A 15,051-nucleotide genomic window follows, 5' to 3' on the forward strand; every position below is an offset into this window, starting at 1 on the left:
GGTTCTAGGAGCGGGTGGCGGTCGCGCAGTCGTTGTCCGCGGGTGTCGATTCGATCGGCTTGCTGCGGTCGTACGGGTCGATCCGGCGGGACTCGTCGGCCGCTCGCCCGTCGGCCTTGTCGAAGGGCGGCTCGAAGTAGCCGGTCGGGGCGGAGCAGCCGCCGTTGGTCATGTCGAGCGTGTACGAGACGAGGGACATGGTGCCCGGTTCGGTGATCACCTCGGCCGGGTCGTCCCAGCTCATCACCACCTCGCGCCGCACGATCGTACGGATGACCTCGGGGCCCTCGCCCGCCGGCGTGACCGGGTACACGAAGGTGACGTCCGCCGTCACCTCGACCGCACCCCGCTTCCCTTCCCGGTACGTGAGCCCGCCACGTGTCTTCACCACGTCACCGACCAGGCGGGTCTCCTCGGGCCGGAAGCGGCTGAACAGGAGGAGAGGGTTGTTCTTGGACGTGGGGGCCTTCGCTGTCAGGGCGGTGCGGAGGTACTTCTGGACGTCCTTCTGGTGCGGGTTCAGGAGCGCGATCGCCTTCTTGGGCCGCTCGCCGCGGAGTACGCGGGGGTCGAGCCCCGCGTCGACCATGAAATCCCGGCTCCGCTGAAGCGCTCGATCCACCTCGGCGGCGTCCATCCAGCCGGTCGCCTTCGCCCGCGGCACCGTGATGCCGGCCGCTCCGTCGGCCCAGCGGGCGGCGGGTGAGCCCCGGAAGGGGGCGGTGCGGGTGGGCAGGTCCGCGTCGGCGGCCGACGTCGTCCTGTCGTGGCCGTCGGCGTCGCTGTCGCCGTCGAACCAGCCGAGGATCTGCCGGGGGAAGAGCGCCGCGACCAGCAGGGCCACGGCCACCAGGAGTCCCGTCACATACCGGCCCGTTCTACGCCGGGGCCGGGCCGGTGAGTAGGTGCGCCAGCCCTCCGGCCGCTCGGAGCGCAGCCGGCGCTCCACCTCACGGGCGCGTGCCGACGGCTCCACCGGAGCCCCGGCCCCGCCCGCCTCCGATTCCCGGAGGAACCGCTCCCACTCCTCGTCGGACACGGACGACCCGTCCTGCCCCCCGGCTCCGCTCACGCCGCACTCCCCATCTCGCGTGCCCCCTGGTCGGTCGAACGCATGATCCCATGGGCCGCCGGGGTGGGGCGCCAGGGGTTCACGCGGGGTTAAGGGCGCGTTTGCCGGAGGCGTACGGGATGTCAGTGGGGCGTGCTCTCATGGGGGCATGATCGAAGAGTTCTTGGCGCACGGGGTGCGCGACGTGGAAGAGGCGCTCCGCAAGGCCGCCGCAGCGGAGGTCACCCCTCGTTTCCGGCAGCTCGCCGCGGGTGATGTCGTGGAGAAGAGCGGCCCGCACGACATGGTGACGGTCGCCGACCGCCGCGCGGAGGAGCAGCTGACCGTCGACCTCGCCGCGCTTCTGCCGGGGTCGGTCGTCGTGGGCGAGGAAGCGGTGCACGCCGACCCGTCGACGTACGAGGCGATACGCGGAGACGCGCCCGTGTGGATCGTCGACCCGGTCGACGGGACGCGCCAGTTCGTCAACGGCGACCCGGGTTTCTGCATGCTCGTCGCCCTCGCGGTGCGCGGTGAGGTGTATGCCTCGTGGACGTACGCGCCCATGCTCGACCAGTTCGCCGTGGCGGTCCGCGGCCAAGGCGCCTGGCTGAACGGGCAGCGGCTGACGGCCGGCTCGCCGGAGGCGGGAGCGGACGTGCAGGTCGCCACATCCCACCCGGACTACACCACGGAGGAGCAGAAGCGGGCCCTGCTGGGGCTGGGGGTCGACGGCGTGCGGCCGCGGCCGTGCGGCTCGGCCGGGCTGGAGTATCTCGCCATAGCCAAGGGGGAGCTGGACGCCATCGCGTTCTCGTGGGAGCTGGACTGGGACCACGCCGCGGGGCTGCTGTTGGTGTCCGAGGCGGGCGGCACCGACCTGACGCTGACGGGGGAGCCGTTCCGTATCGGCGGGGGCAATGCCCTGCCCTTCACCGCGGCCCGTGACGCCGCCACGGCCCGCCGGGTCGCCGGCCTCCTCGCGGGCGCCGCCTGACCTGGCAGGGCCCCGGGAAGTGGGGCGGGTGCCCCGTCCTATCCTGGGCGGCACAGGCCATCGGCTGACGAAGGAGTCCGAAGGTGCCGTCGATGCTTGACGCCGTCATCGTGGGAGCGGGACCGAACGGGCTGACCGCTGCCGTCGAGCTGGCCCGCCGCGGCTTCTCCGTCGCCGTCTTCGAGGCGAAGAGCACGGTGGGAGGCGGTGCGCGGACGCAGGAGCTGACGCTGCCCGGCTTCCGCCACGACCCCTGTTCCGCCGCACATCCGCTGGGCGTCAACTCCCCGGCGTTCCGCGCCATGCCCCTCGACCGGTACGGCCTCGAGTGGCTCCAGCCCCCGCTGCCCATGGCGCACCCCTTCCCGGACGGCACGGCCGCCGTCCTGTCCCGTTCCGTCGCCGAGACCGCCGCCTCCTTCGGGCCGCGCGACGCGGGGGCGTACCGAAGGCTGGTGGAGCCCTTCCTGCCCCACTGGGACGTGCTGCTGCGGGACTTCATGTCCCTGCCGATGAGCTCGCTGCCGCGGGACCCGGTGACCCTCGCCCGGTTCGGCCTCGCCGGGCTGCCGCCGTCGACGTGGCTGATGCGCCGCTTCCGCGACGACCGGGCGCGCGCCCTGTTCGCGGGCCTCGTCGCGCACGTCATCGCGCCGCTCGACGGCATCGTCACCGGCGGCGTGGGCCTGGTCTTCGCGCTCGCCGCGCACGCCCGCGGCTGGCCCGTCGCCCGTGGCGGCTCGCAGTCCATCTCCGACGCCCTCACCGCGTATCTGAAGGACCTCGGCGGCTCCGTCCACACGGACTACGAGGTCAAGCGGCTCGACGACCTGCCGCCCGCCCGCGCCTACGTCTTCGACACCTCGCCGACCGCGCTCGCGAGGATCGCCGGGCTCGGCCGGGCCTATGAGGGATACCGGTACGGAGCGAGCGTCTTCAAGATCGACTACGCGCTCGACGGCCCCGTCCCCTGGACCGCCGAGGAGCCGCGGACCGCCGGAACGGTGCAGATCGGCCCGGGCAGCAAGGACATCAGCGCCGCCCTGCACGCCGCCTCGCGCACGCGGCGGGCGCCGGAGACCCCCTTCCTGATCACCGTGCAGCCCAGCGTCGTCGACCCCTCCCGGGCCCCGGAGGGCAAACACGTCTTCTGGACGTACGGCCACGTCCCGAACGGCTGGGACGGCGACCTCACCGACGCGATCGAGCGCCAGCTGGAGCGCTTCGCCCCCGGCTTCCGCGACCGCGTCCTCGCCCGCGCCACCGCAGGCCCACGCGAACTCGCCGCGCACAACCCCAATTACGTCGGCGGCGACATCGCCTGCGGCGCCGCGAGCGGACTGCAACTGCTGCTGCGGCCCAAGCTCTCCCTCTTCCCGTACACCACCCGCCACCCCGCCGTCTTCCTCTGCTCGTCCGCGACACCGCCGGGCCCCGGCGTGCACGGCATGTCCGGGCACAACGCCGCGAAGGCCGTGTGGAAGACGCTCAGGAGACAGCAGTGACCGTCCGGATCACCCTCGTCCAGGGGGACATCACCCAGCAGAGCGCCGACGCCATCGTGAACGCCGCCAACTCCTCGCTGCTCGGCGGCGGAGGCGTCGACGGCGCCATCCACCGGCGCGGCGGTCCCGACATCCTCGCCGACTGCCGACGCCTGCGCGCCGCCCACCTCGGCAAGGGACTGCCCACCGGCCACGCCGTCGCCACCACCGCGGGACGGCTCGACGCCGACCATGTCATCCACACCGTCGGCCCGGTCTGGTCCGCCACCGAGGACCGCTCCGAGCTGCTCGCCTCCTGCCACCGCGAGTCCCTGCGCGTCGCCGCCGAGCTCGGCGCGCGTACGGTCGCCTTCCCCGCCATCTCCACCGGCGTCTACCGCTGGCCGCTCGACGACGCGGCCCGCACCGCGGTCCGGACGGTCCGGGAGACCGCCGACCCCGCGCTCTTCGACGAGGTGCGGTTCGTGCTCTTCGACCGGGCCGCCCACGACGCGTTCGCAGCGGCGCTCGCGGAGGCGGAGCGGGGGTAGGCGGGGAGCGGAGACGCCCCTGGCAGTGCGACGTCGATGTCGGATTCTCGCCAGCCACACGGGCCGGGACCCGGGATCCTTGACGGCATGCACACCGACACAGAGCGCTGTGTACGCGCCGTTCAGTCGAAGGACGCCCGCTTCGACGGCTGGTTCTTCACGGCTGTCGTCACCACCCGGATCTACTGCCGCCCCAGCTGCCCCGTCGTACCGCCCAAGGCCGAGAACATGACGTTCTACCCGAGCGCCGCCGCCTGCCAGCAGGCCGGCTTCCGGGCCTGCAAGCGGTGCCGCCCGGACAGCAGCCCCGGCTCTCCTGAGTGGAACCAGCGGGCCGACCTCGTGGCCCGCGCCATGCGTCTCATCGGTGACGGAGTCGTCGACCGCGACGGCGTCCCCGGCCTCGCCGCCCGCCTCGGCTACAGCACCCGGCAGGTCGAACGGCAGCTGCTCGCCGAACTGGGCGCCGGACCGCTCGCGCTCGCCCGCGCCCAGCGCGCGCAGACCGCCCGGCTGCTCATCGAGACCACCGAACTGCCCATGGCGGAGATCGCCTTCGCCGCCGGCTTCTCCTCCATCCGCACCTTCAACGACACGGTCCGCGAGGTCTTCGCTCTCGCCCCCGGCGAGCTCCGCGCCCGCGCGCCCAAGCGGACCGGCGCCGCACCGGCCGGGACGCCGGGCGGGGTCCTCTCGCTGCGGCTGCCGTTCCGCGCGCCCCTCAACCCCGACAACCTCTTCGGGCACCTCGTCGCCACCGCCGTGCCCGGCGTCGAGGAGTGGCGGAACGGGGCCTACCGCAGGACCCTGAACCTCCCCTACGGACACGGCGTCGTCGCCCTCACCCCGCACCCCGAGCACATCGGCTGCCGGCTGAGCCTCACCGACCCGCGCGACCTGACCATCGCCATCAGCCGCTGCCGCCGCATGCTCGACCTGGACGCCGACCCGGCCGCCGTCGACGGCCGGCTGCGGACCGACCCGCTGCTCGCGCCGCTCGTCGACAAGGCGCCGGGGCGGCGCGTGCCGCGCACCGTCGACGAGGCCGAGTTCGCCGTGCGCGCCGTCCTCGGCCAGCAGGTCTCCACGGCCGCCGCCCGCACCCACGCCGCCCGCCTCGTCGCCGCGCACGGCCGTCCTGTCGAGGACCCCGAGGGCGGCCTCACCCACCTCTTCCCCACCCCGGACGACCTCGCCGCACTGGACCCCGACACCCTCGCCCTGCCCCGCAGCCGCCGCTCCACCCTGACGACGCTGGTACGCCACCTCGCCGACGGCAGCATCGGCCTCGGCGTGGCGAGCGACTGGGACGAGGCCCGCGCCCGGCTCACCGAGCTCCCCGGCTTCGGCCCCTGGACGGTCGAGGTCATCGCGATGCGGGCGCTCGGCGACCCCGACGCGTTCCTCCCCTCCGACCTCGGCATCCGCCGTGCGGCGAAGGAGCTCGGCCTGCCGCACACTCCTGCCGCGCTCACCGCACGCGCCGCCGCCTGGCGGCCCTGGCGGGCGTACGCGGTCCAGTACCTGTGGGCCACCGACGACCACCCGATCAACTCGATCCCCGCGTAAGGGACTTCACGCATGGAACGAAGGGAATGCACGGAGCGCATGGAACGTCTGCACACTCTCATCGACAGCCCCTACGGGCCGCTCACCCTCGTCGCCACCGACGGCGTGCTCAGCGGCCTCTACATGACCGAGCAGCGCCACCGCCCGCCCGAGGAGACCTTCGGCGACCGGGACCCGGCACCGTTCGGTGCGGCGATCAGCCAGCTGGAGGCCTACTTCGCCGGGGAACTGACGGAGTTCGACGTGCCGCTGCGGCTCGACGGCACGCCGTTCCAGCGCACGGTCTGGCGCGAGCTCCAGCGGATCCCCTACGGCGAGACCCGTACGTACGGCGAACTCGCCGAAGCCCTCGGCAAGCCCAACGCCTCACGCGCGGTCGGCCTCGCCAACGGGAAGAATCCGATCGGCGTCATCGTGCCCTGCCACCGCGTCATCGGCGCCAACGGCAGCCTGACGGGGTACGGCGGCGGGCTCGACCGCAAGCAGCGGCTGCTCGCCTTCGAGGGGGGATCGGCGAGGGTCTCCGAGGACGCGCTGTTCTGACGGTGCCGATGGCCCACCGCGCGCGCGTGCGTGGGTGCCGGGTCAGCGGCCGACCCGGTGCCCGTCCTCCAGCTCCGCCGGGCCCTCGCCCCGCGCGAGCACGTCGAGCGCGACGGCGACCCGGCGCCCGAGTTCGCCGGGCAGGTGCGCCGCGAGGTCCTCGGGGGCCACCAGCCGCCAGGAGAGCAGCTCCTCCTCCTGCAGGCGGATCGACTTCAGCTGCTCGGTGCCGAGCACGCCACCGTCGTACAGGTAGGCGATCAGCGGCGGCCGCGGCCGCAGGGGGCCCGGCGGCACCCAGTCGACCACGAGCAGCGGCCCCGGCTCCACATCGAGCCCTATCTCCTCGAGGGTCTCCCGGCGCGCCCCCTGCCGCGGCGTCTCCCCGTCGTCCGACTCGACGGTCCCGCCGGGCAGCGCCCAGCCCTCGCGGTAGTTGGGCTCGACGAGCAGGACCCGGCCCTCCGCGTCCCGGAAGAGCGCGGCGGCTCCCACGAGGACGCGGGGGAGTCCTGCGATGTACGTGGCGTAGTCCTGCGCGTCATGAATGGTCATCGGGAAAGGGTAGCCAGCGCGGGGCCTGGGCTGATCGATCATTTTCCTGCTTGTGGCGCGCTGCTATGGGAGGAAATCAGGTGATTTTTCGCCGTGGAGCGTCGTCTCGCGTCCCGGTCGGCCATGGGCAGCGGGCCCTGTCTGCGGTTATGGTCGCAGCGGCGCGACTGCCTTGACGCGAGCAAGGCCCGGAAAGCAAGGGGAATGCAAGGTGGCGGACGCTGCAGGAACGACGGGACACGGGCAGCGTGTCCTCATCGCCGCGGACAAGTTCAAGGGTTCGCTCACGGCCGTGCAGGTCGCCGAGCGGGTGACGGCCGGGCTCCGCCGCGTCGCCCCCGGCACGGAGGTCGAGGCCCTGCCCGTCGCCGACGGCGGCGACGGCACGGTCGCCGCGGCCGTCGCGGGCGGTTTCGAGCGCCGCGAGGTGCGCGTCACGGGACCGCTCGGCAACGCGGTGACGGCGGCGTACGCCCTCAAGGACGGCACCGCCGTGGTGGAGATGGCCGAGGCCTCGGGCCTCCAGCTGCTCCCCGACGGCGTCTTCGCGCCGCTCACGGCCACCACGTACGGCTCCGGGGAGCTGATCCGCGCCGCGCTCGACGCCGGGGCGCGCACCATCGTCTTCGGCGTCGGCGGCAGCGCCACGACCGATGGCGGCGCGGGCATGCTGGCCGCGCTCGGCGCGCGCTTCCTGGACGCGGAGGGTGCGCCCGTCGCGCCGGGCGGCGGTCCGCTGAAGGACCTGGCCACCGCGGATCTGACGGGCCTCGACCCGCGGCTCAAGGATGTCGAGATCGTGCTCGCCAGCGATGTGGACAACCCGCTGACCGGGCCGAAGGGCGCGCCCGCGGTGTACGGGCCGCAGAAGGGTGCCTGCCCGGAGGACGTCGCCGCGCTGGACGCCGCGCTCGCCCACTTCGCCACGGTTCTGGAGAAGTCCATCGGCCCCAAGGCCGCCGAGTGCGCCCAGTCGCCGGGCGCCGGCGCCGCGGGCGGCATCGGGTACGGCGCGCTGGTCGGGCTCGGGGCGGGCTTCCGGCCCGGCATCGAGGTCATGCTCGACGTGCTCGGCTTCGCGCCCGCGCTGGAGCGGGCCACGCTCGTCATCACCGGTGAGGGCTCCCTCGACGAGCAGACCCTGCACGGCAAGGCCCCCGCCGGGGTGGCCGCCGCCGCGCGGGCCGCCGGGGTCGAGGTCGTCGCGGTCTGCGGCCGCCTCGCGCTCGCCCCGGAGGTGCTCGGCAAGGCGGGGATCCGCCGTGCGTACGCCCTGACCGACGTCGAGCCGGACGTGGCGCGGTGCATTGCCGAAGCGGGGCCGATCCTGGAGACGCTCGCGGAGCGGCTGGGCCGGGACTACTTGGTGTAGGCCGCTGTGCCGGCACTACTTGGCGTAGGCCTGGGCGGGTTCCGGGGGCGTCTGCCTGGTTCGGGGTCTTTGCCGGGGTGCGGGTGGTGTGGGGTTGCTCGCGCAGTTCCCCGCGCCCCTTGAGGGGCGCTCGTCCTGCCTGGTTCGGGGGCTTTGCCGGGTGCGGGTTGTGGGGGTTGCTCGCGCAGTTCCCCGCGCCCCTGAGCCCGCCCCCGCGGCCTGCACCCCTAGGCCCGCCCCCGTGGCCTGCGCCCCTGACCCGCACCCCCTGGGCCTGCGCCCCTAGGCCCGGGCTCCTTGGCCTGCGCCCCTGACCCGCACCCCCTGACCCGCGCCGCTAGCCCCGCGTCCCCTGGGCCTGCGCCGCTAGGCCCGCGCCCCCCTGGACCGCGCCCCTAGGCCCGCACCCCCTGGGCCGCGCCCCTAGGCCCGCGCCCCTTGAGGGGGGCGCAGTTCCCCGCGCCCCACTCAAGGGGCGCCCGTCCCGCCCGGGGACAGGCGGTGGGCCTCTATTGCCAGTGCCACCTCCACCAGGTCGCGGGGGCGGGCCAGGGAGCGGGTGGTCAGTTGTTCCAGGCGGCGGAGGCGGTTGAACACCGTGTTGCGGTGGCAGTAGAGACGGCCGGCCGCCCGGCCGGCCGAACCCTCGCAGGCCAGCCACGCGTCCAGCGTCTCCAACAGCACCGCCCGGTCCGCCGGTTCGAGGGCGAGGACCTCGCCGAGCACGTCCTTCACCAGGCGCCCCGCCAGCTCGGGCTGGTTCACCACCAGGGCCGTCGGCATCCGCCGGTCCAGGCGCACGATGTCCGTCGCGCCGGGTGGGCAGGTGCGCAGCGCGAGCTCCGCGAGCCGCCGGGCGTGGCCCAGCTCCGCGAGCCCGCCGACCACGGGGCTGATCCCGCCGGGCCCCGGACAGCGTCCGTCGAGGAGCCGGGCGAGCCCGTCCAGACCGCTCTCCTCACCGTCACCGGCCGCCGCGCCGAGCGCCACCACGCCGACCTCGCAGTCCGTCCGCATCCGCCAGATGAAGCGGAACCCCGTCCGCTGGATCTGCCGGTGGAACGCCTCGCGGCCGTCGCGCCGGTCCACGCGGAGCACCACCACCGCGTACGGGCCGTGCTCGGGCAGGTCGAGCCCGGCCGCCGCGCGCGCCGCGAGCCCCGGCGCCGAACGGCCCTCCAGGAGCGCGTCGAGCAGCGCCTGCAACTGCTCGTCCGTGCGCCGCCGCAGCTCAAGCTCCGTCGCACGGTACGCGTCGGACGCAACCGCGGCCTGCGCGTCCACCGCCGACCACACCATCGTCGCCGAGCGCATCAGGACCGCCAGCTTCTCCGGGTCCTTGCCCGCCGTCCCCTCCAGGAGCGAGTCCCACACCAGATAGCCCGCGTTGCGGTACGAGTGCACCACCAGGTCGAGCGGCAGGCCCTGCTGGGCCCGGCGCCGCCCGGCCTCCTCCGCGTACTCCAGGTCGCGGCGCGGCGAGGCCCGCGGGGCGGAGATCGCCTCGATGCCTATCCGCATGGCCTCCTCGGCCTCCCGCCACTGCACGTCGTACGGCAGCACGCGCCCGTACACCGGCGAGTGCTCGCCGAGCTGCCGCAGATGTTCGTCGACCAGCTCGGGCAGGCGCGGCAGGAGAGCCGTGCACGCCTCCTTGAGGAGTTTCCAGTCGTGTCCGGTCCGAGGCCTGCGTCCGCTCTTTGTGGGTCCGGTCATCGTTCCCCCGTCGCCGCGCTCCAAGACGTCGTCGTCCGGAGGATGCCACTCGCCGGGCCACTCCGGCAGGCCCCTGACACGCGGTGTTGTGCGCGTGCACAACCGGGGGACGCCGCCACTGGTCCCCCGCAGCGTTTCGCCCGCTGCCCGTGGACGGGCCGCTCCCGCGGTGCTGGGGTGAGCGCCACGCGACGGCGGACGGCCGGGCGGGACGAGAGGGCGATACGTGGCTGGATCCGATGTGAAGGGCGCCGGGAAGGCCGGGCCCGGCGCCCGCGGCGGGGGGCTCGTCGTGCGGGACGTGTCGGTGGGGTACGGGCCCGTGCGGGCCCTGCGCCGCGTCTCGCTCGACCTGCCCGACGGCGCCGTCGTCGCCGTGCTCGGCGGCAACGGCGCGGGCAAGTCGACGCTGCTGCGCGCGATCTCGCGCACCCTCTCCTTCCAGGGCGGGACGCTGACCTCGGGCGACATCCACTTCGACGGGCGGCGCGTCGACGGCCTCGCGCCGGACCGGGTGGTGGCCGCCGGGATCTCCCACGTGCCCGAGGGACGCCAGGTGTTCGCCAGGATGTCCGTCACCGACAACCTGCGGGCCGGGGCGCTCGGCTCCACCGGTTCGCGCGCCGCCAAGGCGGCCGCCCTGCGGCGCGTCCACGACCTCTTCCCCGTCCTCGCCGAGCGCGGCGCCCAGCGCGCCGGTCTCCTCTCCGGCGGCGAGCAGCAGATGCTCGCCGTGGGCAGGGCGCTGATGGCGTCCCCGCGCCTGCTCCTCCTGGACGAACCGTCCCTCGGCCTCGCGCCGCTGATGGCCGCCCGCATCGCCGACACCGTCCAGGAGATCAACGCACAGGGCATCTCGGTGCTCCTCGTCGAGCAGAACGCCGCCCTCGCGCTGCGGCTCGCCTCCACGGCGTACGTCCTCGACGTCGGCGAGGTCGCCCTCGCGGGACCCGCGGACGAGCTCGCCGCCTCCGACGAGGTGCGCCGCCGCTATCTGGGCGTGGTCGACGAGGACGCGGCGGCCGACGCCACCCGCGGTCTCGGCGCGCTGCCGACGCTGCCGCGCTGGGAGGACGCACGGTGACCGGGACGACCGTACCGCCCCTGGAAGTTCGGGACCTGACGGTCCGCTTCGCCGGGCTCACCGCCCTCGACGCCGTCAGCTTCACCGTCCGCCCCGGCACCGTGCACGCCGTCATCGGACCGAACGGCGCGGGCAAGTCGACCTGCTTCAACGTCCTGTCCGGCGTCTACCGCGCGAGCGGCGGCAGTGTCCGCTTCGGAGAGCACGAGCTCACCGGCATGCGGCCGCACCAGATCGCCGGGCTCGGCGTCGCCCGGATCTTCCAGAACCTCGCCCTGCCGCCGCGCGCCACCGTCGCCGACAGCCTGCTCCTCGGCCGCCACCGCCTGACCCGCACCGGCTTCGTGGCCGCCGGGCTCCGGCTGCCGTCGGCCGCCCGCGAGGAACGCAGGCACCGGGAACGCGTCCGCGAGATCGCCGCGTTCGTCGGCCTGGAACATCAACTCGACCTGCCCGCGGGCGCCTTGCCCTACGGACAGCAGAAACTCGCCGAGCTGGCCCGCGCCCTGTGCATGGAGCCGCGCCTGCTGCTCCTCGACGAGCCCGTCGCCGGCATGACCGCCGACGAACGGCGCCGCACCGCGGCCGTCATCGCGGGCGTCCGCGACAGCCTCGGCATCTCGATCGTCCTGGTGGAACACGACATGGGGGTGGTGATGCGGCTCGCGGACGCGGTGACCGTACTCGACTTCGGGCGCCGGATCGCCGACGGCGCTCCCGGCGACGTACAGAACGATCCGGCGGTCGTACGCGCCTATCTGGGCGAGGGCGGCCGGACCGGTGAAGGGGAGGAGCGACCGTGACCACCTTCACCGAACTCCTCCTCAACGGGGTCTCGATGGGCTCCGTCTACGCCCTCATCGCCCTCGGCTTCGTCGTCATCTTCCGCGCCACCGAGGTGGTCAACTTCGCCCACGCCTCGCTGCTCCTCGCGGGCGGCTACGTCACCGCCTCGCTCCACGACGACCTCGGCTTCTGGGCGGCGCTGCTCGTCGGCATCGCGGGCGCCGCGGTCGTCGGGGCGGCCGTCGAGTTCCTCGTCATGCGCCGCTACCGCGGCTCCGACCACAGCGTCCTCGCCATCGTCACCATCGGCGTCGACATCCTGCTCACCACCGAACTGACCCGCCGCCTCGGCACCGACGTCCTGCCGCTCGGCGACCCGTGGGGCGACGACGTGCTGACCGTCGGCCAGATCTCCCTCGCGCACACCCGCATCGCGGCGTTCGTCGCGGCGGCGCTGCTCATCACCGTCTTCCTCCTCGCCTTCCGCTACACCTCGTGGGGCGTGGCGATGCGGGCCGCCGCCGAGAGCCCGGAGACCGCCGCGCTGATGGGCGTACGGCTCGGCAGGGTGTCGCTCGGGGCGTGGGCGGTGGCGGGCGCGCTCGCCGCCGTGGCCGCGCTGTTCCTCACCGTCTTCCCGACGCCCGGACTCGAACGCGCCACGTCCCTCGCGGCGCTGAAGGCGTTCCCCGCCGCGATCCTCGGCGGCCTCGACTCCACGACGGGCGCCCTGGTCGGCGGCCTCGTCGTGGGCGTCACGGAGTCCCTCGCCACCGGCTACCAGAGCGAGCTCAGCTTCCTCGGCCGCGGGCTCGGCGACCTGGCGCCCTACCTCGTCATGACCGTCATCCTGCTGCTGCGACCCGCCGGGCTGTTCGGCACGAAGGAGCTCTCCCGTGTCTGAGGTCTCCGAGGCCCCCGCCACCCGCCCGGCTCGCCCCGCCCCCACCGCGGCCCGTACGCGGCTCGGCCGCCCCCGCGCCTTTGTGTGGGCCGTCGCCGCGGTCCTCCTGCTCGCCGTGCCGTTCTACCTGGACCGCTTCTGGCTCCAGGCGGGCCTCTTCGCGATGGCCGCCGCGATCGGCGCGATCGGCCTGAACCTCCTCACCGGCGCGACGGGCCAGCTCTCCATGGGCCACGCCTTCTTCCTCGCCATCGGGGCGTACGGCTACTGCGTCCTCGCAGGCGACGGCGGCGAAGGCCTGACGGGGCTCGGCCTGCCCACCTGGCTCGCCGCGACCCTCGCGGTGGCCGTCGCCGGGCTCGCGGGCGGCCTCTTCAGCCCCATCGCGGGCCGCCTGAGCGGCGCCTACCTCGGCATCGCGACCCTCGCGCTGATCTTCATCGGGCAGCACGTGCTCTTCAACGCCCACGACCTGACGGGCGGCTCCAACGGACGTGACGTACCGCCCCTGAACCTCTTCGGCATCACGTTCGACGAGAGCGAGGTCGTGATCGCGGCCGTGCCGTTCGGCGCCGCCGAGAAGCTCTGGTACGTCGGACTCGTCCTGCTCCTCGGCTGCGGCCTCTTCGCCCGCGGCGTGCTGCGCGGCCGCCCGGGGCGCGCCATGAACGCGATCCGCGACCACCGGGTCGCCGCGGGCGTGATCGGCGTCCCGGTGGCCCGCTACCGCGCCGGCGTCTTCGTCCTGTCGTCGATGTACGCGGGCCTCGCCGGGGTCCTGCTCGCCCTGGTCTTCCAGCGCACCGTGCCGGACTACTTCGGCATGACGCTCTCCCTGGAGTACCTCGCGATGATCGTCATCGGCGGCCTCGGCTCGGTCGCCGGCGCGGTCGCGGGCGCCGCACTCGTCTCGCTGCTGCCGCAGTTGCTCACCCGGTACAGCGACGCGCTGCCCCTCGTCTCGGCGCCCGGCACCGGCGGGATCTCACCGGGTGAGGCGTCCCGGTATCTGTACGGCGCCGCCGTCGTGGCGGTGGTGCTCTTCCTGCCCGGCGGCCTGGCGAGGATCGCCGCCCGGCGCAGCAAGCCAAGACCAGGCACTCCAGGGGAGGAAGCATGAGAACACCGAGAATCGCGCTGACGAGGGCCACGGCGGCCGCCACAGCGGTCGCCGCGCTGCTCGCGCTCACCGCGTGCAGTTCCAAGGCGAAGGACGACGACAAGGGCGACGAGGGCGCGGGAGGGGTGAAGTCCGGCGACGGCGTGACGAGCGAGACCATCGAGCTCGGCGTGCTCACCGACATGACCGGTGTCTACGCCACCCTCGGCAAGAGCGTCACCCAGGCCCAGCAGCTCTACGTCGACCAGACCAACGCGGACGGCGGCATCTGCGGCCGCAAGCTGAAGCTGACCGTCCGCGACCACGGCTACGACCCGCAGAAGGCCGTCGCCGCCTACACCGAGCTGGAGCCGAAGGTCCTCGGCTTCGCGCAGTTCATCGGCTCCCCGTTCGTCGCCGCCGTGAAGCAGCGCATCGACGGCGACAAGGCCCTCGTCCTGCCGCAGGCCTGGTCGGCGAACCTGCTGGGCAGCCCGTACGTGCGCGTGATCGGCTCCACGTACGACCTGGAGACGATCAACGCGATCGACTTCCTGATGAAGGAGAAGGGCCTAAAGAAGGGCGACAAGCTCGGCCACGTCTACTTCGAGGGCGACTACGGAGAGAGCGCCCTCAAGGGCTCGAAGCACATGGCGGAGGAGGCGGGCCTCACCGTCGTCGAACAGAAGATCAAGCCCACGGACAACGACATGACCGCCCAGGTCTCCGCTCTGAAGAAGGCCGGCGTCAAGGCCGTCGTCGTCAGCGCGGGCCCCCGCCAGGCCGCGTCCCTGGTCGGTGTCGCGGCGGCGGGCCGCTTCGACGTCCCCGTCATCGGCAACAACTCGGCGTTCGCCCCGCAGCTCCTTGCCACGCAGTCCGGCCCGGCCCTCATGAAGAACTACTACGTGGCCTCGCCCACCCTGCCCATCGGCGCGGACACGACGGCGGCGAAGAAGCTCGTCGCCGACTACAAGAAGGCCCACCCCAAGGACTCCTTGGACAACGGCGTCGTGGCGGGCTGGACGGCCGCGTCGGTCTTCGGCCAGGCCCTGAAGAAGGCGTGCGAGGACAAGGACCTCACACGCGAGGGCGTGGACAAGGCCCTCCTCACGCTGGACGACTTCGACTCCGGCTTCGGCGTCACCCAGGACTTCACCGACCCGAAGGCACCCTCCTCCAAGGAGAGCGTGATCCTCCAGCCGGACAAGAAGGCGACGGGCGGCATGAAGGTGGTCCGCCAGCCGGCAGCGGCGGACGCGGCGCAGGATTTCAGCCCGTCCGGCGATTGAGGACGAGCCCGAAGGGCGATCAACGGCAAGCAAAGGGGGCCTGAACCA

At 73.7% G+C, this 15,051-nt stretch carries 14 protein-coding genes and 1 pseudogene; 12 read left to right on the forward strand and 3 right to left on the reverse strand.

Annotation, left to right across the window (positions count from 1 at the left end; genetic code table 11):
- Positions 1 to 4 precede the first annotated feature (4 nt).
- The gene (locus ACZ7LU_RS03640) at positions 5 to 1,072 is read right to left on the reverse strand and encodes a hypothetical protein (protein WP_471915563.1); all 1,068 of its coding nucleotides are present in this window, start codon (positions 1,070 to 1,072) and stop codon (positions 5 to 7) included.
- A gap of 148 nt (positions 1,073 to 1,220) precedes the next feature.
- Here ACZ7LU_RS03640 and ACZ7LU_RS03645 point away from each other — a divergent pair, with 148 nt between their 5' ends.
- From ACZ7LU_RS03645 to ACZ7LU_RS03665, 5 genes are all read left to right on the forward strand, one after another.
- Positions 1,221 to 2,048 carry an inositol monophosphatase family protein gene (locus tag ACZ7LU_RS03645; RefSeq protein WP_471915564.1) on the forward strand — a complete coding sequence of 276 codons (828 nt, stop codon included), beginning with the start codon at positions 1,221 to 1,223 and terminating at the stop codon, positions 2,046 to 2,048.
- 92 nt (positions 2,049 to 2,140) lie between these two features.
- Positions 2,141 to 3,553, forward strand: a complete 1,413-nt coding sequence (locus tag ACZ7LU_RS03650) for a phytoene desaturase family protein (RefSeq protein WP_471112067.1) — start codon at positions 2,141 to 2,143, stop codon at positions 3,551 to 3,553.
- Positions 3,550 to 4,083 (forward strand): O-acetyl-ADP-ribose deacetylase, encoded by a 534-nt coding sequence (locus ACZ7LU_RS03655; protein ID WP_471915565.1) that lies wholly within the window; start codon positions 3,550 to 3,552, stop codon positions 4,081 to 4,083. The genes ACZ7LU_RS03650 and ACZ7LU_RS03655 overlap by 4 nt, the downstream gene beginning before the upstream one ends.
- Positions 4,084 to 4,170: 87 nt before the next feature.
- A complete protein-coding gene (locus ACZ7LU_RS03660; protein WP_468557410.1) occupies positions 4,171 to 5,652 on the forward strand; it encodes an AlkA N-terminal domain-containing protein in 1,482 nt (493 codons plus the stop codon).
- 39 nt (positions 5,653 to 5,691) lie between these two features.
- The gene (locus tag ACZ7LU_RS03665; protein WP_468712782.1) at positions 5,692 to 6,195 is read left to right on the forward strand and encodes a methylated-DNA--[protein]-cysteine S-methyltransferase; all 504 of its coding nucleotides are present in this window, start codon (positions 5,692 to 5,694) and stop codon (positions 6,193 to 6,195) included.
- 42 nt (positions 6,196 to 6,237) lie between these two features.
- Here the strand turns inward: ACZ7LU_RS03665 and ACZ7LU_RS03670 are convergent, their stop codons facing one another.
- A complete protein-coding gene (locus ACZ7LU_RS03670) occupies positions 6,238 to 6,750 on the reverse strand; it encodes an NUDIX domain-containing protein (protein ID WP_471915566.1) in 513 nt (170 codons plus the stop codon).
- Positions 6,751 to 6,961: 211 nt separating this feature from the next.
- On the opposite strand from ACZ7LU_RS03670, the gene ACZ7LU_RS03675 reads away from it, so the two are divergent.
- A complete protein-coding gene (locus ACZ7LU_RS03675) occupies positions 6,962 to 8,122 on the forward strand; it encodes a glycerate kinase (protein ID WP_471915567.1) in 1,161 nt (386 codons plus the stop codon).
- Positions 8,123 to 8,590: 468 nt separating this feature from the next.
- On the opposite strand, the gene ACZ7LU_RS03680 is transcribed toward ACZ7LU_RS03675, so the two are convergent.
- A complete protein-coding gene (locus tag ACZ7LU_RS03680) occupies positions 8,591 to 9,838 on the reverse strand; it encodes a PucR family transcriptional regulator (protein ID WP_471915568.1) in 1,248 nt (415 codons plus the stop codon).
- A 241-nt stretch (positions 9,839 to 10,079) separates the two neighbouring features.
- Between ACZ7LU_RS03680 and ACZ7LU_RS03685 the strand changes: the two genes are divergently transcribed.
- From ACZ7LU_RS03685 to ACZ7LU_RS03710, 6 genes and pseudogenes are all read left to right on the forward strand, one after another.
- Positions 10,080 to 10,922 (forward strand): ABC transporter ATP-binding protein, encoded by an 843-nt coding sequence (locus ACZ7LU_RS03685; protein WP_471916471.1) that lies wholly within the window; start codon positions 10,080 to 10,082, stop codon positions 10,920 to 10,922.
- Positions 10,923 to 10,948: 26 nt separating this feature from the next.
- Positions 10,949 to 11,461 (forward strand): annotated as a pseudogene (locus ACZ7LU_RS03690) (ABC transporter ATP-binding protein); the annotation flags it as partial.
- Positions 11,462 to 11,578: 117 nt separating this feature from the next.
- Positions 11,579 to 11,725 carry an ABC transporter ATP-binding protein C-terminal domain-containing protein gene (locus ACZ7LU_RS03695; RefSeq protein WP_468303305.1) on the forward strand — a complete coding sequence of 49 codons (147 nt, stop codon included), beginning with the start codon at positions 11,579 to 11,581 and terminating at the stop codon, positions 11,723 to 11,725.
- Positions 11,722 to 12,612 (forward strand): branched-chain amino acid ABC transporter permease, encoded by an 891-nt coding sequence (locus tag ACZ7LU_RS03700; RefSeq protein WP_468086533.1) that lies wholly within the window; start codon positions 11,722 to 11,724, stop codon positions 12,610 to 12,612. The genes ACZ7LU_RS03695 and ACZ7LU_RS03700 overlap by 4 nt, the downstream gene beginning before the upstream one ends.
- Complete coding sequence (locus tag ACZ7LU_RS03705; protein WP_471915569.1) at positions 12,605 to 13,732, forward strand: branched-chain amino acid ABC transporter permease; 1,128 nt, start codon at positions 12,605 to 12,607, stop codon at positions 13,730 to 13,732. Before ACZ7LU_RS03700 ends, ACZ7LU_RS03705 begins: the two co-directional genes overlap by 8 nt.
- Positions 13,729 to 15,003, forward strand: a complete 1,275-nt coding sequence (locus ACZ7LU_RS03710) for an ABC transporter substrate-binding protein (RefSeq protein WP_471915570.1) — start codon at positions 13,729 to 13,731, stop codon at positions 15,001 to 15,003. Before ACZ7LU_RS03705 ends, ACZ7LU_RS03710 begins: the two co-directional genes overlap by 4 nt.
- Positions 15,004 to 15,051 lie beyond the last annotated feature (48 nt).

The organism is Streptomyces sp. NPDC039462, assembly GCF_055639375.1.